Source organism: Actinoallomurus vinaceus (assembly GCF_039542055.1).
GTDB lineage: Bacteria > Actinomycetota > Actinomycetes > Streptosporangiales > Streptosporangiaceae > Actinoallomurus > Actinoallomurus vinaceus.
This window is the reverse complement of record NZ_BAABHK010000004.1, coordinates 554,487-570,777: the sequence shown is the minus strand read 5'-3', so window position 1 is coordinate 570,777 and position 16,291 is coordinate 554,487. Positions and strand designations below refer to the sequence as shown.

The following is a 16,291-nucleotide window of genomic DNA, read 5'->3' as shown; positions in this document are numbered from 1 at the left end:
AATTCGTTGACGCTATTTGTCGATCAAATGTTTGCTTCTGGTGTCATCGCCTGCTCTTGATGCTTGCCATGGCAGGCCGCCGCGAGACCGCAACGTCTAACTGCTGCCCCTCGGCGGCCCTCGGGACGGTTGCGCAGGCACCGTTATCGGCCTGGCAGACGGCCAGCCATCAAGCTCAACGACGGCCTCGCGGCGGCGGAGCTCGTTCGTTCTGCGGCTGATCTTCTGGGGTCGCGTCGGCGCGGACCGCTTTCCGTTCTTCAGCGAACAGAGCGCGGTACTCCCTCTTGTGCAGGCGAACCAGGGTCGAGAGCGCCCGCCCCCTTGCGTTGTGGGGGGAGCGGTCTGTGCGAAGCCGTTCGCGAGCTGTGAGAGTCCGCAGTTCCTCCTTGTGTGTGGCGGCGAGTCGCTTGCGTGCCTGATACGCCGCCTTCTCGTAGGCCTTGTATGAGGGGCGGCTGCGAGTGACTTCGGAGTTCGCTCGCCGGCATGGCGGGCAGGGCTCCTCGCCCTTGGACAGGTGCCGCTCATAGGCGGCAGGGGTACCGCACCCTTGCACCTGGCGGCGTTCGGCGACTTTGGCCGCCGTGCGAGCCTTTCGTGTCGCTTCACCGGCACGGCGTGCCACTGCCACGGCGGCGGAGAACTGTGGGTCGGCCTTGCGCCGATTACTGATCATGCCGATTCCGATGCCGGCCTGACGTTCCGCCTCGCGGATGGTGGCCCCGTTTGCGATAGCGGCCAGCACCATCGGGTGCCACGACGTATCGCGGACTGGCGATCCCGGCCGCCAGCCGGTGGCTGCCAACTGGCGGCGGAACGTATCGTCGGTTCGGGCATGCTCTGTAATGGTTTGAGGGCTGACCTTGGCGCGACGACACGCTTCCCTCATTGAGGCGCCGGCCGTCAGTTCAGTTAAGACGATCGTGTGCGCGGCGAGTGTTCGTGCTTGCTTCTGTGTCATCTCGGATCGGCTTTAGTTCGTTGTATTCCTTCAGGACTGTGGAGACGAGATCGGCCAACGCGGCGTCATCCGCGTTGAGGATCTGAGCCACGTCCAACTGCGTGGAGTGATCGTCCAGAATTGCCGCGACGACCTTTCGCAGCGTCACAGCCTCTGCGTTGAGGACGGCCTGGAGGATCTGGGCTACGGCTGATGGAGGATCGTCCATCCGCGCCTACCCGGACTGCTTCTGGACGCGATCAGTGATCAGCTGCCGCAGGGCGACGTGGGCGCGAGCGTGTACGTGGATGTCGCGGGCTTGCACCGCAACGCCGACGGTCGCGCCGCTGGGCTGGTTGTTGGTCATCATGCTCCGTCTCGATCTGCGCCATTGGTCGGGGGATGGTGGGTGCGCAGGCCGGCATCCGGTGGCATCGGGGGACGATGACGACTGCCGGGCCTGACCTGCGCACCCACGTCTATGGGGCGCGATGTGCGCCGGAAGCGGTGGCGAGCTCGGCGACGCGGCAGAGGTTGATGAGGGTCTCCGGGTCAGACGCGTCGATGACCGTGGTCTCTCGCGTGCAAGCCCCGAACGCGCTCAAGCCGCCGTGGTATGGCGCCGGAATGACGACCCAACCGGGAAGGTGGCGCTGCACCGCGGCGGCGACCGCCGCCAGCCGTTCGTCACGCATCGGCGGGCTCCCCGATGCCAGATACGACTTTCGCGATGCGATCCGCGGCCTGCCCGATCTCGCCGGCCGGACAGAACGGCTCGACGTCCGGCGCCGGCATCCGTGCACCGCGGTCGGCCGGACGCAGGCCGACCCAGACCCAGCACCACATCAACCCGTCAGGGGTCTCGCGGAGCCGCACCCCCTGAGAGCGAACTCGTGGGTTGATCGCTGTCACCAGGTCGCCGCGCACCTGTACGCGCAAACCTCGTCTCACGAGCGCAGCGGACAGCAGGTCGATCAACATGCGTGGGCGCTGCAGCTCAGCCATGAGATGCCTCCACCGGCTTGAGCCCGACGCCTCCCAAGAACGGGATGACGCGGTTGCGGGGCACCAGGTCGGGCCTCCACTGCGTGACGGGAACAAGTCCGGGATCTTGGAGTTCGAACCCGGTGAAGAAGCGTTCGATGGCCTTGCGAGGGCGGGGTACTCCTGGCGCGTTCGCCTTGCTGTAGGCGGCCTTCGCGGCACGTTTCATCTTGCGAGTGCGCTCTCCGTGGCTCAGCGCCAGGAAGCTGCCAGGTGCCACCACCGATCGCAGCTTCGCGACGATGCCGTACGGGTCGTCGCTGTCGCGGATGAAGTGCAGAGCTGCGATCATCAGGACGGCGGTCGGCTGGGACCAGTCGATCAGCTCCTTGAGCTCCGGGTGGCCGATGATGGCGTCCGGTTCACGCAGGTCGGCCTTGATGATCGTCGTGCGGGCATTCGTCACCAGTAGAGCGCGGCCGTGCGCGAGGACGAGCGGGTCGTTGTCGACGTAGACGATGCGGGCCTCGGGCGCGATCTCCTGGGCGATCTCGTGCGTGTTGGCCTGCGTGGGCAGCCCGCTGCCGATATCGACGAACTGCCGGATCCCTCTACCGGCGAGGTGCCTGACCACTCGGCGGAGGAACGCGCGGTTCTCCCTGGCCATTAGAGGAATGAGGGGTTCTTCGGCAATTGCCGCTTCTGCGGCGGCCCGGTCGACCGGGCCGTTGTCCTTACCGCCGAGGTAGTAGTCGTACATGCGAGCCGCGTTGGGCTGGCTCGGGTCATACTGCACCGGCTTGAGCTGGCTCTTTGGAGTCGATTCAGCCGAGGTGCTGCGAGTGAACAGGTTCACGAGGCCACGCTCCGGAGCCCGTCATCGGGGGTTGCCTTGCGGAGTCGGATGACCTTGGCTACGCGAGCCGTCGCCTCGGTGATGTCGGATGCCGGGCACAGTGGTTCGTGTTCGGTAGCGCCGGGGGCCTCGTCGCGGTGACCCTTGCGGGGCGGCGGCCAGACCCAGGAAAACCATGGCTGGCCGTCGCGGTACTCAACGACGACCTTCTGCGACAGGCCGGGGCACAGGAGGCGGCCGGCCTCGCTTTCGCCGGTGACGGCGCTGTTCCGGGCGGTGAGGACGGGATATGAGATCCCGACGTCGAAGCCCTGCTCCAACAGCGCTACGCGGAGCGCCTGGAGGTGGTTCAGCAGTTCTGTGGGGGTGGCCCTTGCCGGCCCCTCCGTTGCGTTGGTATCTGCGGAGTCTGGATCGCGCATGTGTGCGTGCACTCGCTGATCCCCTCTTCGTCGCGGTATTGACGTGATGGCAGTCATAGAACCGCTGCGGCCGGGGGAAATCACGGTGATACTGGGGGATGGAAGCGGATGACGGTTCGTCATCCGGAATCATCCGGCCGAGGTGCACGCAACATGTCTGCCGATGCGACGACACTGGGTGTAAGGCTGCGCAAAGAACGCACCGACCTGGGATTAAGCGTCGCGGGGATGGCTGAGGCTCTACGTGACGCCGCTCCTGAACGCGAGCGCCGTACCCTGCCGAAACTCCAAGACATCGCCCGGAAGATACGGAACTGGGAAGCCGACACATGGGGTGTCAGCGAGCGTTACCGGTTGCTCTACTGCCGCGCCACCGGAAAGACCGAGGACGACCTGTTCGGTCCCTATCGGAAGGCCAGAAAAAAGAAGATCCGGGCGACCGAAACCGGGGCCGCGCGAGGGGAGGACGAGGACGACGTGGAGCGGCGGCAACTTCTGCAAGCCCTGGCGACGCTCGGTGTTGCAACGGTCTCGCCCATAAGTGAGGCACTGAACACCATCCAGACACACGTTGAGAAAAGCCTCGGTCGGGACATCTCGGCCCAAATGGATGACTGGGACGAAGCGGTCGCCGAGTATGGGTACTCCTATCTCGCCACGGCACCGGATCGGCTGATCGGCGAACTCGCGGCCGACTTGGTCTCGGTGCAGGCATTGAAACAGCGCATTCCGGCAGGTGACACACAGCGAGCGCGGTGGTTCCGTGTGACGGCGGGTCTGTCGCTGCTCATGGCCAAAACGTTGGCGAACACGGGTCACGGTCGGCCGGCGCGCACCTGGTGGACGACCGCGCAGCATGCCGCCGACAGTTCAGGCGATACCGACCTGAGTATGTGGATAGCGGGGGAGCGGCTGATACGCGGCTTGTACGAGCGGCGTCCCGCGCCCGTCCTGCTCCGCCAGGCCGCCACAGCGGCGGAATCGTCCAACGGCAGGGCGTGCGCTGGCCTTCTCCACATTCAGACGATGCGGGCGCAACTGTTCGCCGTGGTCGGGCGGGCGGATGATGCGGTCGTCGAGCTGCGAAGGGCTGAGGACACCTTCGCGTCGTTGCCGGCCACCGATACGAACGACATCGCGTCGGATTGGTGTTACGGCGAGGACCGGATTCGTTACTCGACCGCGTGGGTGTACGCGTACCTGGGGCAGAGCGCCCCCCTCGATGTCGCAGCGGATCGAGCGGTGCAGCTGCTTGAGGATGTCGACCAGCTGCGCAGCGTGACGCAGGTCAAGCTGTTGCAGGCGGCTGGCTATGTCCGGTCGGGCGATGTCGCCGCGGGCATCGATCGCGCTATATCGACGTACGAGCAGTGCCCGGCCAATCAGAGGACGGCGCTCGTGACCGAATTGGCCGGTGACGTATGGAACGCGATCCCCATTGAGCGGCGACGGGGACCGGCGGCCGAGGGCTATCGCGAGCTGCTGGTGGCGTCCGGGTCGCTGCGCAAGGCGATCACGTAGAGGTCGAAGGCGGCCGAGGTCTCGTGTTCCCCTCCAGGTACCTGACCCGCCGGTCGCCAGCCCCACCGGTCGTACATCGCCTGGTTGTCGGTCTCGGCCGGGTCGGTTGCCAGCGTCGCGCGGTCCTCATGCCGACCGCGCAGCAGCTCGTCCATGAGACGCCGGCCGAGGCCCTGGCCCCGGTGGTCGGGGAGGACGGCGAGGTCGATGACCGCGAATGTCCGGGTGCCGGTCTCGGCGGTGAAACCATCGCCGGGGTCCGGGGTGAGGCCGTTCCACCATCCGCTGCCAGCGGCCAAGGGGAGTCCGTACACGAAGCCGATGATCCGGCCGTCGAGTTGTGCGATGACGGTCTCGAAGCCGGGTGAGTTCGCCTGCCGTGAGGTACGCCATTGGTGGTCTTCTACGCTGTTGCCGGGGAATGCGGTGGCGTAGACCTTCCGGATCTCGTCGAGTCGGTTCATCGTCGCAGGGCCGTCGAGGTGAAGCAGCGCGGGTTCGGTCATACTCGCGATCCTCTCCACTCCGTACACCGACTTGTAGGCATATGTGCGAACTTGCCGACGTCGGCCAGTCGCAGTTTTACACTGAGCCGTGCGTGCACTGACGAACGCCCTCGGGCCCCGGACGGAGACTGAGGGCGTTCGCCTTTCTGAGGAAGTCTCGCGGGTTTCGTAGATTTCGCTATAGAACGCTCGTTCGAGATCGGTCACGGCGAGGATCGGCGCCATCGGGCCAACTCGTCGGACGTCGGGAACCACAGGGCTGCGGTGCCGGAGCAGAGGCCGGCCCGGGAACGAAAAAGGCCCGCCAGTTCCGAAGAACGGCGGGCAGCAACATGACGAGCGTACGACAGCTGGCTGCGGCGCACGCCAGAAGACGGATCAGGTAGAGCGGGCCGCCGAGCTTGCGGACGGCTGCGCCCACGCCTCTCCGCCGTGTTCGCGGTCCTTCCGCAGCGCCTCCTCCCATGTCATGGCGAACTGGTGGTAGGCGCGCTCCGGCTCGCCAGCGGCGACGTGCTCGAGCTTGCGTCGGACGTCACGCCGGGTAGCCTCGGCGGCTTCCTCGGCGAAGTACTCGATCACCTCGTCCTCCGTCGCATCCCACATGACGAGCTGGTCGCTCACCCTGGAGAACACGGCGTACTTGCCGTCCGGCTGCCGGATGATCTGGTTACCCATGGGGCTCTCTCTCCAGTCCTGGAGGGGTTCTACGGGCGCTCGCGGGGGATCCGTCGGAGCGCCTTGGTTGTGTGGTTGGCGAACCCCTCTGCGGCTGCGAAGACGTTCGCTGCGTGGGTCGCGTCCGCCTCGACGTCCAAGTCGGGCACCGCCTTCTCGCCGGCGTCTGCGAGATCGTTCGCGATCTGGTAGCCGTGGTGTGCGACCTCGCCCATGTACGCCGCGAGCAGGTCCATCTCTGCGGTGCTCAGCGGCTTCAGCGCGTGGACGCGCTTTGCTAGTTGTGCCAGGCGGTCGGTGATCGCGTCCAGTTCGGTCTTCAAGTCATCCAAGGTCGGTCATCTCTCCGTGCGCCACCAGGCCGGTCGCGCTGGTCGGTTGCAAGGACTGTAGTTCCCCAGGCAGGGGGAACCAGAGGTCCTCGACGGCTTGCTGAAGCAGGAGGTCGCCGCGGCGGTCGTAGCGGGCGGTCGTGGAGACGTCGGAGTGCCCGGCCTGTCGCTGGGCGAGGACGAGGTCACCGCCCATCGCGAGGAAGTTGCTGATGAACGTCTTGCGGAAGTCGTGGGCGAGGATGCGGGCGATCCCGGCTTCCGTGCAGCGCCGGGTGAGTATTTCGCCGATGGCCTCGCCGGTCATGTGGCGGTGCTGGATGCTCCCGGACCAGTGAACCGGGCAGAACAGCGGGCCGTTGCCGGCCGGGACGTGGATGAGCCATGCGTTCACCCACGAGGCGGCGCGGGCGTTCACGTAGACCGTCCGCTGCTTGTTCCGCTTGCCGACGATCTGGAGCGTGCGGGCCGCGGCGTCGTAGCTCGATCGGCGTGTGCCGACGACCTCCGAGCGGCGCAGGCCGGTCGAGTGCATCAGCGCGACGATGGCTGCGTCGCGTACGCCAGCGGGGGAGTGGTCCTTCAGGCACTTCTGCAGGAGCTTGGCGACGTCCTCGTTGGGGATGGCCCGGCCGACCGGTTCCCGGTAGCCGGTGACGGGCTTGACGTCGCTGGCGCGGATGTAGTCCTCGGCCGGCATCAGGCCGTGGCGCATGCAGGAGCGGAGGACCTGGCGCAACGCGACCAGGTGCTTGTTGACGGTCGAGGGGGCCCAGGGGTCGCAGGTGGGTGTCTCACACTCACGCAGGGCGGTGCGGAGCTCCTGAGTGTGATCGAAGCGGAGCGACCACCAGGCGTAGTGAGACGGCGGGGGCGCGGGTTCGCCCTCGACGAGCGTGGCCATCAGCGAGCCGACGCGGCCGAGGGCCTGGTTCATTGTCCGGCGCGAGCCCGCCGAGTCCAGGCCGTCGATGTACGTGTGTACGGGGCTGATCTCGGGTTCGCCGCCGAGGTAGAACCCGGGCGGTGGGCCGACCAGGGGAGTGAGGGTCGCGGGCACCTAGACCTCAAACGATCATGTGACTTTTGAGAATTGCGATTCTGCGGACTCACCAGCTGAGGGGCTGGATGCCGCCCAAAGCGGTCATTCGCATCCGCTGCACGCTTCTCGGACAGCGGCGAATGCCTGCTCGGGCGTTGCGTCCGGGTGATCGCGCAGCCATGCGGCGGCCTCGTGCGTGGCCACTTCCGGCTCCAGCTCGGCCTCGTCGTAGGCGGCCAGGAGGAAGGCATTGAAGCCAGGGTCCTCCGTCACCTGGCGGGTGATGTCCTCGCCGACGTCCGCGACGATCTGCGGTCGGTATGCGTTCAGAACGCGGTCAGCGCGCTCCTGGAAGTGATCGTCGACCACTGCGGTCACCATTCGGACCAGCTCGGCCATCCGATCCTGGTGGTTCGGCTTGCTCATGCTCAAAGTCCTCTCTGTACTGTGGCGCTGGCATCTGGCGACTGTCTTTCGGGGGCGCTGCGGGCTCTGGTCTGCCGGGCCTTGAGCTCCGCCTTCAGAGCCTTGCAGATCGCGGCGTCCGGACTGTTCTCCCGGTAACCGAGCGGAATGATCCTGGTCCGGTTCCCCTTGGGAACGTAGCTGCAGTCCATGAGGACGTGCGACCAGTACCACTTTCCGTCTGGGGTGCTGAGGATGACCTCGCCGTATCCGGCCACTCGGCTTCCTTCCTGGAGAGGGCTGGCCTGGCGGTCGACGTTCGGCCGGCCGCCAGGCCAGATCCGGGTTCTCCCGGGTTAGCGGTGGTGGTGGTGAACGACCACGTGGTGGACGACGTGGTGATGAGTTATGTGGTGGTGGACCACGGTGTGGCGGGTGTGGCCGCACGCGGTCAGCCCGAGGGCTGCGGTACCGGTCGCGATGGCGAGGGCAATCTTGCGGGTCATCCCTGATCTTTCTTCTTGGGTGTCCAGTTTGGACAGGTCGCGTGAGCTGAGTGTGGTTATGGCTGCGTCGGCTTTGGATCCCATCGGCGCTCCTCCCGGTTCCAGGTCGCGTCTGTGTAGAGGCGGTTGAGGTTGGGGAGGGCATTCGGGTCGTCTGCGCTGGTCGGTTGCCAGCCGTTGTCCCAGCGGCACCAGAATCCGAGCCGGGCGGCGTATTCGTCGCCCGGCCAGGTGCCGGTCCAGGTGTCCTGGCCGCAGTCGTGGTCGATGGAGCGCGTGGTCCGGTCGTAGGCGGTGCACGCCAGGCGCTGGGCGCCGGTCCAGAGGCAGCGTGCAACGTCGCACTGCTCGTGGTGCGGTTCGCCGTTGGCGGCCGCGCAATCGGGGCAGGTGGCTCGCTGCTTGATCCGGGGGGCCGGTTCGGCGGTGCTGTCTTCGTTCATGTCTCACTCTCCAATCCTTGACTGCAATATGTAGACAATGTTATGGCGTGGAGTCCTGGATGCCAACCCGAGATCACACCCCTGCCCCGACAGGGCCGGTGATGCTCTCCCGGTTCGCCAGGTCGTAGAAGCCGTGCTGCCCGGTCGGCGTCACGTGGCCGGCATCGCACCACCACTTCAGTGCCTGCGCCACCGCAGAGTCCGACGCCTCCTTGCCCATGGCCGCCACCGCGGCGATGACCTCCTCGCGCTTCATCGGCCCGCCGTGGGCCTTGAGAGCCTGGAACACGGCCTCCTTGACGGTGAGGCTCGTCGCGTCGTCTCCGGCGCTCTCCTGGCTGGGCAGGGGTTCTCCTAGGAGGATGGCCAGCTCCACGTCGAGATCATCCAGGTCGATTTCTTCCGGCGCGACGTCGGCTTCGAGGGCCCGCTCGGCGCGGGTCGCGTAGTCCTCCCCTGCCGCCCGCGCGGACGCTTCGTCGAGCGTGACCACGTCGACCTCGACGAGCCATCCGAACAGCGCGGTTTTGCTGGCGTGGTAGGTGCGGACCGGAACCGGCCGTCGCTCGTGGCCGAACACGAAGCAGAACCCGGGGATGTTCGGCAGCGACATTGGGTTGACGTTCAGGTCGTTGGAGACGGTCACCGTGCCGGTGAAGGAGTCCTCGGCTCGGTACACGGCGAGGTTGCCGCTCTTGGCCATGCCTCGGATGACCTCCGCGCCGCCGTCGCCGGCTTCGGCGCCGAGCTCGTTCAGCAGCGGGACCTGCGTCGCCAAGTCGAGCCCAATGCCGACTTCGTTGCCCATTCGCAGGAGAGCCTTCACGAGCCGGGCGGCGATCTTGTGGCGGAGGAATTCCTGTGCCTCATCGAGGACGACCTGGAGGAACGGCAGGCCGGGGTCGCCGAGGCGCATGACGTCCTCGCCTCGGAACGCGGCCTGGTTGAGGTTCTTGGTGATCCGCTTGCGGACCTTCATCACCTTCCAGGCCGCCCGCAACATCCTGATCGTCTCGTCGACGCTCGTGGCGTACCAGTCGACGCGATCCTCGAGCTCGGGCGCGCTCGCGCCTTCCTTCCCGTCGGCGTACCAGACGGCGAACATCCCGGAGTGGATGTGTTCGGCGATCTTGATGGCCAGGCCCCTGCTCTTGCCGGAGCCGGTGGCGCCGGTCCACAGGCCGTTCACGGCGCGGTGCGGGATGCCGTCCTCGGTCTTGAAGAGCCTCATGAACGCCGCGGCGTCCGGGTAGACACCGTGCCGGTACAGGCCGGTGGCGCGATCGAGCGTCGGGCCGCGCCACGTCTGCTCCTGGCGCTGCGGATTCTGCGCCGCGGTGACGATGAGCGTGATCAGCGACTCGTCGCCGTCGTCACCCGGCCCGTCGCCTGTCAGCGGCTCGAACGTCAGGCGCTTACGGCTCATGCCCAGGTACGAGGCGATCTTGCGGCGGTTTTCCTCGGCGTCCTCGATGGTCTGTCCGGGCTTGAGCCGGACGCGGTACCGGCGGCCGGCCGCGATGTCCTCGCCGTGTCCGGCAGTCCAGCCGAGGACGGGTTCGACTTTCGCCGCCCAGGCGGTAAGGAAAGGGTCGGCCTCTCGCTTGGGCTCGGCCTGGTCCTGGATGCGGGTGGAGTGCCGGTCCCACCACAGGTAGGCGAGCGGGAGCCAGAGGCACAGCCCGGCGAGCGGCGAGTACTTCCCGGGGCGTCCCCAGACGGCGTACGTGACCGTCCAGGATGTCCAGGCGGTGGCCGCCGCCGTGCAGGCGAGCGCGTAAATGCGGAAGGCCGTACGGGGCTGCCGGAACCACTGGATGACGCCCATCAGGACGCCGACGGCGAGGAGCGCCAGGAGGACCCACGGGCGTGCACGGTGGAGCCAGGGTGTGGCGAGCAGGCCGTGGACGAGGAGGGCGGGGGCGGGGAGGAACAGCCACAGCCACGGCTTGACTTGGGCGCGGTTCCGGTGGGTGTGGTCCCGGAGCCTGCGCCGGAGCGGACGCTCGGGCGGGGAGGTCCGCTCAGGTAGCGCGCTCTGGGGCGGCGTGGTGTCGGTGTAGTAGCGGGCTGGCTGGGTCGGGACGGGCGGCCCGGCGTGCACGCCTGCGTACACCTCCCGCTGCGGGGCGGGTGTCGCGTCGCGCGCGCGCCGGGCCATCGGAGCCTCCTTCCGTCAGTTCGGGATGGTCAGTGGTGCTTCAGGTAGTCGATGTTCGTGACGGCATGCTCGCGGTTCGCGTACTCCTCGCCGTCCTGGTGACGGGCGGTCGAGCCCGTCACAAACGCGTTGGCGTGTGCCACCGCTGTGTTCAGCGTTTCCTCGAGACGCACGAGGGTGGCCATCGACTCGGAGTCGGAGGCCAGACCGCCCACCATTGCGTCGGCCTTCACCTGCTCCAGGCCCGCCGCGAGGGTGGCGACCTGTGCGCGGACCTGGTTGACGGCCGCGCGGGCGGCTACGAGCTTCGGTGCTTCCATCGGAGTGCTGCTCCCATTCGTTGGCCCGGCCGGAGCGCCGGGGGTTGTTGCGTGTTCGGGGAAGTCGGCTTGTGAGGGCCTCGGCAGGACCTCGGCGTCGCGTGCCTCCTCGTCGGACAGCCAGCGGTGGGTCTTGCCGCTGACGGGAACGGCCTGGTCGTCGCTCGTGGCCGGTGTGGGCTCCGGAGACGGCCTCTCAGCCGTCGGTGCCGGGTCCGGCTTCAAAGTCGTCGACGGCTCGGGCATCCGTGGCTGCTCGGGCCTCTTAGGCGTCTCGGGGCGGGTCTCCTTCGCCCGCTTCCACCCGGCCTGGAACGTGCGCCAGCGAGACGGCTTGTCGCCTTTCGGGTGCTCCTCGCGCCACTGCTCGTGCTCGGCCTTGGCCGCTTCCCAGCCCTGCACGATGTCGGCGCCGGTGCTCCACCAGCCGTGCCGCAGGAGGTACGCGAAGTGGCCAGCGGCCTGGCGGCGGGCCGCGTTCTTCAGGTACCGCTCCTTGCGCTCGCCGTCCCACGTTGGGTGGCGCTTGGAGAGCTGGGCCAGATACCGCTCGCGCTGTGCCTCCTGGGAATGGCGATATTCGTCCGTTTTCTCGTCGAACGCATGCCGTAGGACCCAGCCGATGCAGAAGACGATGACGAAGTCCATCGGTCACTTCCCGAACAGTCCGACGATGGCGAATGTCCCGACGCTTTCCAGCCACGACAGGGCGGTAGCGAGGGTCGATCCGACGACGCCGCCGACCTCTGGCCCGAATGCCGGGACCAGGAATGCGGCGACCTCCGTTGTCTGGTTGCTCGGATGGCCAGGCCACAGGTCGTAGGCAACGATGTAGATCAGCGCGACCGCGAACCCCTTCGCGATCAGCGAGCCGCCACCCGGAAAGGCGCTGCTGCCCCATGTGACAAGCAAGTGCGCCCAGTCGGCCAGGAACGCGCCGGCCGCGCCGATCCCGGCGAGGATGATCAAGTACGGGATCAAGAAGTTCAGCCGGGCCAGCTTCTTCCAACGGAGCAGCAGCGCCAGGACGAGCGCGATCCCAGCGACGTACAGCGAAATGGCCGTGAAGTTGTGCGGCACCGTGAAGCCGCCGTGGTGATGCACTGCATTGTGCGCCGGGTGGCCGGTGGCCTTCGGAATGGGCGTCGGTGTGGTGATGGCGATCACCGGATACCTCCTGGACAGGGTTAGAAGATCAGTCCGGCCCACCACGCGGAGCCGGTGAACAGCGCGAGGATCACGAGCAGCGCGGCGAACCGGCCGGGCCTGTCGCAGTTCGCGGCGAGGAACCTGAACAGGAACCCGGCCGCGTGCCCGGCCCGGCCGACCGCCCGGTAGAGGCCGGCTGCGGTCGCGGACTGCTGCTGGGCCCGTTCGAGGCCGACCTTGTAGTCGGCGTTGACGGCTCGCATGGACGGGAGCGGGTCGCGGATCAGATGCAGGTGGACGCTGATGCCGTGCAGGACCTCCCGTATGCCGAACGGGACGTCGTCCTCGTCCTCTGGGGTGGGGTCGTCGACGGGTTCGGTGATGGGGGTCCCCCACCTCTCCTGGAGCCGAGCGAGGTTACGTTCCGTGAGAGAGGTTGCGTCTCGCGCGGGCTTTGCTACGCTGCCTCGCGCGCGCGTACGCGCGGGCGCGGGCGACGCCTGCGCGTAGAGGCCATCATTAGCCGAAGCACCGTGCAGTGCATGGTCATCTGCACCTTCGGGAATGGCCACGGAGAGTCACCTCCTCTCGATCCGGTCGGTCAGTTCCGCAAGCGTCCTCGCCGCCTGTTCGCAGACGGCCCTGATCTCGTCCCGAGTCGCCGCGAGTCGCCGCTCGGCTGCCTCCCGCGCGGCCGACGTCTTCGCCCGCTCGACCCGAGCGGTGGCTCTCCGTTCGCGCTGAATGCAACGCGTTCGGAACTGCTCCCACGTCGCGCGCACAGCCTCCAATGGGGTGTCGGCCGCCGCGAACCGGACCGCCCAGTGCTCCTCACGCGCCGCAGCGGTGCGCTCCCGACGTTCCTCGCGACGTTGGCGCAGCGGAGTACGGCGACCCTTCTCGGTCATGGGGACGTCTTGCCGCCCTTCGAGCCTTGGCCCTGTTTCCGCAGGTAGACGACCATTCCGTATACGGCGACGACGGCCACTGCGACCCCGGCCAGGAACTTCTTGATGCTCCAGGGCATGAGCATGGTCGGAGCGGCGAGTGCGGCACCGAGGAGCATTGCTCCGAAGATCGTGCTGACGAAGCGCTTCATGCTGACCGGTCCTCGCTGGTGACGGCGTGGACGTTCGTGACCAGGTCGCGGAGGCGGCGGGCCCTCGGCGGAGCAATGCGGAGTCGGGTGCGGATGTACTCCGCGGTCGCCTTCTTGCCCTCGGTGGCCATCCGGTGCTCGTGCAGCTCGCGGGCTTTGGCGATCAGCTCGGGCCTGAGGTCGTCTTCGTCCGGCTCGCCGTCGGCCGACTTGTCGTCGGCCGGTGCCTGCTCGCTGGCCCGGTCGGCTCCGGTCGACGTACACGTCGAGTCGATCGGGGCTGAGTCGGGTCCGGCCGAGTCGACAGGAGGCAGGGAGTTGGGTCGGGTCGACTCGCCTTTCGTCTCCGGTCGACCCGGGATCGACCCGACTTCGGCCGGGGCCGGGGCCGGGTCGGATCGGGTCGGGGTCGACTCGACTTCGGCGGCAGTCGAGTCGGATCGGGCCTGAGTCGACTCCAGTTCGGCGAAGTCGCGGTCGCGGGTGCGCAGGACCGCAAGGTGCCCGATGAACCCGATGATGATCGGCGGCACCGAGGACACCGCGACCACAAGCATCCAGAACCGCCCGCCCAGGTCCCACGCGCGCGCGTGTATGGCGTGGTAGGCGGCGTTTCCGGCCAGGGACAGGCCGATCGCGCCGATCGCGTTCCAGGCGGCGAAGCGCCGGACCTTCCGGGACTTCGTACGGCGCGACAGCCAGACGCGGGTCGCGGTGAGCCCGTAGATGTCGATGCAGACCCACAGCAGCCAGTCCAGGGAGCCCCAGCCGGTCAGGTGCGCGAGGCCCTTCAGCGCGGAGTACGAGGCGGCGACCGCGCCGCTCCCGGCCGCCGTGAGGCCGAGGTCGACTACCCAGTCGCGCCCGTTGTCGGTCGAGTCGACCGGAGTCGGGTCGGGTCGGATCGGCTCGCCCGGAGTGGAATCGGGTTGGGTCGGGATCGACTCGGCGGGAGTCGGGTCGGGTCGGCCAGCGGCGAGTCGAGCCGACTCGATCGGATCGACTGCAGTCGAGTCCAGCGGAGTCGAGTCGAACGGAGTCGAGTCGACTTCAGCTGGGTCGACTGGAGCCCGCCCAGGCAAGCTCCAGTCGACTGGCATGGAGTCGAGTTGGGTCGGGTCGGCTGGTGTCGGATCCGACTCGATCGGCTGTCGGGTCCGCATGTCCCAGGCTCCGGGGAAGACGATCGGGTTGAGTCGAGTCGGGGCGGCAGTCGGGCGGCGCCGGCGACGAGGAAGCAGCTTCATGCGGCCACCGCCTCGTGGCGCTCGTCGACCGAGCCGTCATCGACGAGGTCCTCGTCGAGCTCGACGCCGCGCGCCTTCAGGAGCTCCTTGCGCTCACGGGTCGACAGGCCGCCCCAGATGCCGTACGGCTCACGCTCGTCGAGGGCGTGCGTCAGGCACTCATCGCGGACCGGGCAGTCGCGGCAGATCCGCTTGGCCTGGTTGCCCGGCTGGCCGCGTTCGGGGAACCACAGCTCAGGGTCGACGGAGGCGCACACGCCCCGCTTCTTCCAATCCCACTCCTCGGTCGGGAGCGTGAGGAGCACGGGTGGCGTGGCGTCACTCCAGAGCGATTGCACTCGACGCAGCTGGCGGACGGTCATGACGACCACCGGGCAGTCGCGGAGTGAACGTGTCGGGTCGGCGTGCCATTGCACGCCTTCGGCTGGGTACAGTCACCCACGTCGAGCGCCTTCCTTCGCAAGGTTCTCGATTCGCGCCCCCCGCCGGTCGGGTTCCAATCGCACGGCGGGGGGCTGCTGTTTCTATTTCCGGGAGTGCTCTCCCGTTGCCTGATGATGGTGGGTGGATATCCACCCACCAGATTCACACTACGACGGTCGTGGACCGGCGTGCAACGCCGTGAGACGATCGCGGGCGATATGGCGGAGCAGCAGCGGAAACCTCGATCAGCAGACCGGCACAAGCAGCCTCGGCCCGAAGATCGGCACGCGCCAGAGCGCAAGGGCTTCTTGTGGAGGCCAAGGCCCGATCGGGTCAAGCTGGAGGATGCGAACACTGCCGCCAAAGCGGTATCCGCCAATATGACCGAGTGGCTCACCCAGTCCGCCGAATACCTCTTGGGCCTGCGGAAACATCCGCCGCCCCGCCCGGAGTGGGCGGAACGGAAGGCGCAGGAACTGCCCGACGAGTAACCGGTCACCCTTCCCCCTCGTCGCCCGTGAAGGGCTCAGGAGGATCGACGCGGACGATGCCGATGTCCTCGGCGAGTAGCCCGACCACGGTGCGCAGGTGGTAGCTGTCCCAGAAACCCGCGCAAGCGGCCGGGGGCACCTCGGGGTGGTCCCCGTCCGGCAGCGTCTGGTGGCAGGTGAGCAGCGCCTGAGCTCGAAGGTTGGCCTCGACGATCTCCTGCAGTCGGCCCGGTGCGAGGTGCATCAGGTTCCCCGGCCTGAGGATGCAGGTGCCGCATTTCTTGCTGAGCACCCGGACTTTGCCGAGCTCCCAGTCGAGGATGTCGCCGTGACTGCGCTTGGCCATGGGCTCAGGCATTCGTGCCGGTCGGGTCGAAGCGCCGAAGGTGCGACTCACCCGGCGAGGCCTCATCGGCCGTTCGGGCGCCGCGGCGGCCGCAGGGGCAACTCCACCGCTCACCGTTCACGATGACGGTGTGCGTGATGGCCGGGCCGTACGTGCCGAGCAGGTCGCCCCGGCCGGAGGGGCGTTCCCAGTACAGCCGGGCGTCGCCGCCCTCCCGGGTGACCTCGGCGGCCAGGTCCTCGGCTTCGTCGAGCGTGGCGTGCCGGGCGGTGGCCCCGGCCCGGCCGGGGCGGTGGTGGACCAGCACGAACGGCTGGTGGTCCTTGGTCATGCCTGGTGGTCCTTGGCTCTTAGGGCTGTCCGATCGGACAGGGGTGGACGGTGTCGGACGCAGTGAGCGGGGCCGGGGTGATCCGG

General features: G+C 67.7%; 25 protein-coding genes. 1 reads left to right on the top strand and 24 read right to left on the bottom strand.

The features are described from left to right. Positions 1-175: 175 nt before the first annotated feature. From ABEA24_RS18145 to ABEA24_RS18115, 7 genes are all read right to left on the bottom strand, one after another. Complete coding sequence (locus tag ABEA24_RS18145) at positions 176-964, bottom strand: hypothetical protein (protein ID WP_345432051.1); 789 nt, start codon at positions 962-964, stop codon at positions 176-178. Continuing rightward, positions 912-1,172 (bottom strand): hypothetical protein, encoded by a 261-nt coding sequence (locus ABEA24_RS18140; protein WP_345432050.1) that lies wholly within the window; start codon positions 1,170-1,172, stop codon positions 912-914. The genes ABEA24_RS18145 and ABEA24_RS18140 overlap by 53 nt, the downstream gene beginning before the upstream one ends. 6 nt (positions 1,173-1,178) lie before the next feature. Then, entirely contained in the window at positions 1,179-1,310 is a 132-nt protein-coding gene (locus ABEA24_RS18135; RefSeq protein ID WP_345432049.1) for a hypothetical protein, read from the bottom strand. Positions 1,311-1,422: 112 nt separating this feature from the next. Then, positions 1,423-1,638 (bottom strand): hypothetical protein, encoded by a 216-nt coding sequence (locus ABEA24_RS18130; protein WP_345432048.1) that lies wholly within the window; start codon positions 1,636-1,638, stop codon positions 1,423-1,425. Beyond that, positions 1,631-1,948, bottom strand: a complete 318-nt coding sequence (locus ABEA24_RS18125; RefSeq protein WP_345432047.1) for a hypothetical protein — start codon at positions 1,946-1,948, stop codon at positions 1,631-1,633. The genes ABEA24_RS18130 and ABEA24_RS18125 overlap by 8 nt, the downstream gene beginning before the upstream one ends. After that, positions 1,941-2,783 (bottom strand): SAM-dependent methyltransferase, encoded by an 843-nt coding sequence (locus tag ABEA24_RS18120; RefSeq protein ID WP_345432046.1) that lies wholly within the window; start codon positions 2,781-2,783, stop codon positions 1,941-1,943. The genes ABEA24_RS18125 and ABEA24_RS18120 overlap by 8 nt, the downstream gene beginning before the upstream one ends. Beyond that, positions 2,780-3,205 carry a hypothetical protein gene (locus ABEA24_RS18115; protein WP_345432045.1) on the bottom strand — a complete coding sequence of 142 codons (426 nt, stop codon included), beginning with the start codon at positions 3,203-3,205 and terminating at the stop codon, positions 2,780-2,782. The genes ABEA24_RS18120 and ABEA24_RS18115 overlap by 4 nt, the downstream gene beginning before the upstream one ends. Before the next feature lie 153 nt (positions 3,206-3,358). On the opposite strand from ABEA24_RS18115, the gene ABEA24_RS18110 reads away from it, so the two are divergent. After that, a complete protein-coding gene (locus ABEA24_RS18110; RefSeq protein WP_345432044.1) occupies positions 3,359-4,726 on the top strand; it encodes a hypothetical protein in 1,368 nt (455 codons plus the stop codon). Here the strand turns inward: ABEA24_RS18110 and ABEA24_RS18105 are convergent. The 17 genes from ABEA24_RS18105 to ABEA24_RS18025 all read right to left on the bottom strand — a co-directional run bounded on the left by ABEA24_RS18105 (position 4,675) and on the right by ABEA24_RS18025 (position 16,205). Then, on the bottom strand, positions 4,675-5,232 hold the full coding sequence (locus ABEA24_RS18105) for a GNAT family N-acetyltransferase (protein ID WP_345432042.1): 558 nt from the start codon (positions 5,230-5,232) through the stop codon (positions 4,675-4,677). The two genes, ABEA24_RS18110 and ABEA24_RS18105, sit on opposite strands and share 52 nt — an antisense overlap. Positions 5,233-5,610: 378 nt before the next feature. After that, a complete protein-coding gene (locus ABEA24_RS18100; RefSeq protein WP_345432040.1) occupies positions 5,611-5,910 on the bottom strand; it encodes a hypothetical protein in 300 nt (99 codons plus the stop codon). Between the two features lie 29 nt (positions 5,911-5,939). Beyond that, positions 5,940-6,233: a hypothetical protein gene (locus ABEA24_RS18095; protein ID WP_345432039.1), complete on the bottom strand. Its 294-nt coding sequence runs from the start codon at positions 6,231-6,233 to the stop codon at positions 5,940-5,942. A gap of 1 nt (position 6,234) precedes the next feature. After that, positions 6,235-7,302 carry a tyrosine-type recombinase/integrase gene (locus ABEA24_RS18090; RefSeq protein ID WP_345432038.1) on the bottom strand — a complete coding sequence of 356 codons (1,068 nt, stop codon included), beginning with the start codon at positions 7,300-7,302 and terminating at the stop codon, positions 6,235-6,237. 84 nt (positions 7,303-7,386) lie between these two features. Further along, positions 7,387-7,710 carry a hypothetical protein gene (locus ABEA24_RS18085; protein ID WP_345432037.1) on the bottom strand — a complete coding sequence of 108 codons (324 nt, stop codon included), beginning with the start codon at positions 7,708-7,710 and terminating at the stop codon, positions 7,387-7,389. A gap of 335 nt (positions 7,711-8,045) precedes the next feature. Beyond that, complete coding sequence (locus ABEA24_RS18080; RefSeq protein WP_345432036.1) at positions 8,046-8,195, bottom strand: hypothetical protein; 150 nt, start codon at positions 8,193-8,195, stop codon at positions 8,046-8,048. 56 nt (positions 8,196-8,251) lie between these two features. Continuing rightward, positions 8,252-8,638: a hypothetical protein gene (locus tag ABEA24_RS18075; protein WP_345432035.1), complete on the bottom strand. Its 387-nt coding sequence runs from the start codon at positions 8,636-8,638 to the stop codon at positions 8,252-8,254. A gap of 73 nt (positions 8,639-8,711) precedes the next feature. Beyond that, complete coding sequence (locus ABEA24_RS18070) at positions 8,712-10,799, bottom strand: hypothetical protein (RefSeq protein ID WP_345432034.1); 2,088 nt, start codon at positions 10,797-10,799, stop codon at positions 8,712-8,714. A gap of 29 nt (positions 10,800-10,828) precedes the next feature. Beyond that, entirely contained in the window at positions 10,829-11,767 is a 939-nt protein-coding gene (locus ABEA24_RS18065) for a hypothetical protein (protein ID WP_345432033.1), read from the bottom strand. A gap of 3 nt (positions 11,768-11,770) precedes the next feature. Further along, entirely contained in the window at positions 11,771-12,286 is a 516-nt protein-coding gene (locus ABEA24_RS18060; RefSeq protein WP_345432032.1) for a hypothetical protein, read from the bottom strand. A 20-nt stretch (positions 12,287-12,306) separates the two neighbouring features. Then, positions 12,307-12,840: a hypothetical protein gene (locus ABEA24_RS18055; protein WP_345432031.1), complete on the bottom strand. Its 534-nt coding sequence runs from the start codon at positions 12,838-12,840 to the stop codon at positions 12,307-12,309. Positions 12,841-12,846: 6 nt separating this feature from the next. Beyond that, on the bottom strand, positions 12,847-13,176 hold the full coding sequence (locus ABEA24_RS18050; RefSeq protein ID WP_345432030.1) for a hypothetical protein: 330 nt from the start codon (positions 13,174-13,176) through the stop codon (positions 12,847-12,849). Further along, positions 13,173-13,367 carry a hypothetical protein gene (locus ABEA24_RS18045; protein WP_345432029.1) on the bottom strand — a complete coding sequence of 65 codons (195 nt, stop codon included), beginning with the start codon at positions 13,365-13,367 and terminating at the stop codon, positions 13,173-13,175. Before ABEA24_RS18045 ends, ABEA24_RS18050 begins: the two co-directional genes overlap by 4 nt. Further along, on the bottom strand, positions 13,364-14,530 hold the full coding sequence (locus tag ABEA24_RS18040; RefSeq protein ID WP_345432028.1) for a hypothetical protein: 1,167 nt from the start codon (positions 14,528-14,530) through the stop codon (positions 13,364-13,366). Before ABEA24_RS18040 ends, ABEA24_RS18045 begins: the two co-directional genes overlap by 4 nt. A gap of 80 nt (positions 14,531-14,610) precedes the next feature. Beyond that, positions 14,611-14,976 (bottom strand): WhiB family transcriptional regulator, encoded by a 366-nt coding sequence (locus ABEA24_RS18035; RefSeq protein WP_345432027.1) that lies wholly within the window; start codon positions 14,974-14,976, stop codon positions 14,611-14,613. A 556-nt stretch (positions 14,977-15,532) separates the two neighbouring features. Next, positions 15,533-15,874, bottom strand: a complete 342-nt coding sequence (locus ABEA24_RS18030; protein ID WP_345432026.1) for a hypothetical protein — start codon at positions 15,872-15,874, stop codon at positions 15,533-15,535. Positions 15,875-15,878: 4 nt separating this feature from the next. After that, positions 15,879-16,205 carry a hypothetical protein gene (locus ABEA24_RS18025; protein ID WP_345432025.1) on the bottom strand — a complete coding sequence of 109 codons (327 nt, stop codon included), beginning with the start codon at positions 16,203-16,205 and terminating at the stop codon, positions 15,879-15,881. Positions 16,206-16,291 lie beyond the last annotated feature (86 nt).

What these genes read in the sequence shown, in the direction of transcription:
- ABEA24_RS18130 (WP_345432048.1), bottom strand. Translation starts at nt 1,638, where the DNA reads ATGCGTGACGAACGGCTGGCGGCGGTCGCCGCCGCGGTGCAGCGCCAC.
- ABEA24_RS18140 (WP_345432050.1), bottom strand. Translation starts at nt 1,172, where the DNA reads ATGGACGATCCTCCATCAGCCGTAGCCCAGATCCTCCAGGCCGTCCTC.
- ABEA24_RS18025 (WP_345432025.1), bottom strand. Translation starts at nt 16,205, where the DNA reads ATGACCAAGGACCACCAGCCGTTCGTGCTGGTCCACCACCGCCCCGGC.
- ABEA24_RS18050 (WP_345432030.1), bottom strand. Translation starts at nt 13,176, where the DNA reads ATGACCGAGAAGGGTCGCCGTACTCCGCTGCGCCAACGTCGCGAGGAA.
- ABEA24_RS18145 (WP_345432051.1), bottom strand. Translation starts at nt 964, where the DNA reads ATGACACAGAAGCAAGCACGAACACTCGCCGCGCACACGATCGTCTTA.
- ABEA24_RS18125 (WP_345432047.1), bottom strand. Translation starts at nt 1,948, where the DNA reads ATGGCTGAGCTGCAGCGCCCACGCATGTTGATCGACCTGCTGTCCGCT.
- ABEA24_RS18105 (WP_345432042.1), bottom strand. Translation starts at nt 5,232, where the DNA reads ATGACCGAACCCGCGCTGCTTCACCTCGACGGCCCTGCGACGATGAAC.
- ABEA24_RS18080 (WP_345432036.1), bottom strand. Translation starts at nt 8,195, where the DNA reads ATGACCCGCAAGATTGCCCTCGCCATCGCGACCGGTACCGCAGCCCTC.
- ABEA24_RS18110 (WP_345432044.1), top strand. Translation starts at nt 3,359, where the DNA reads ATGTCTGCCGATGCGACGACACTGGGTGTAAGGCTGCGCAAAGAACGC.
- ABEA24_RS18045 (WP_345432029.1), bottom strand. Translation starts at nt 13,367, where the DNA reads ATGAAGCGCTTCGTCAGCACGATCTTCGGAGCAATGCTCCTCGGTGCC.
- ABEA24_RS18030 (WP_345432026.1), bottom strand. Translation starts at nt 15,874, where the DNA reads ATGGCCAAGCGCAGTCACGGCGACATCCTCGACTGGGAGCTCGGCAAA.
- ABEA24_RS18100 (WP_345432040.1), bottom strand. Translation starts at nt 5,910, where the DNA reads ATGGGTAACCAGATCATCCGGCAGCCGGACGGCAAGTACGCCGTGTTC.
- ABEA24_RS18070 (WP_345432034.1), bottom strand. Translation starts at nt 10,799, where the DNA reads ATGGCCCGGCGCGCGCGCGACGCGACACCCGCCCCGCAGCGGGAGGTG.
- ABEA24_RS18040 (WP_345432028.1), bottom strand. Translation starts at nt 14,530, where the DNA reads ATGCGGACCCGACAGCCGATCGAGTCGGATCCGACACCAGCCGACCCG.
- ABEA24_RS18135 (WP_345432049.1), bottom strand. Translation starts at nt 1,310, where the DNA reads ATGACCAACAACCAGCCCAGCGGCGCGACCGTCGGCGTTGCGGTGCAA.
- ABEA24_RS18065 (WP_345432033.1), bottom strand. Translation starts at nt 11,767, where the DNA reads ATGGACTTCGTCATCGTCTTCTGCATCGGCTGGGTCCTACGGCATGCG.
- ABEA24_RS18075 (WP_345432035.1), bottom strand. Translation starts at nt 8,638, where the DNA reads ATGAACGAAGACAGCACCGCCGAACCGGCCCCCCGGATCAAGCAGCGA.
- ABEA24_RS18115 (WP_345432045.1), bottom strand. Translation starts at nt 3,205, where the DNA reads ATGCGCGATCCAGACTCCGCAGATACCAACGCAACGGAGGGGCCGGCA.
- ABEA24_RS18085 (WP_345432037.1), bottom strand. Translation starts at nt 7,710, where the DNA reads ATGAGCAAGCCGAACCACCAGGATCGGATGGCCGAGCTGGTCCGAATG.
- ABEA24_RS18035 (WP_345432027.1), bottom strand. Translation starts at nt 14,976, where the DNA reads ATGACCGTCCGCCAGCTGCGTCGAGTGCAATCGCTCTGGAGTGACGCC.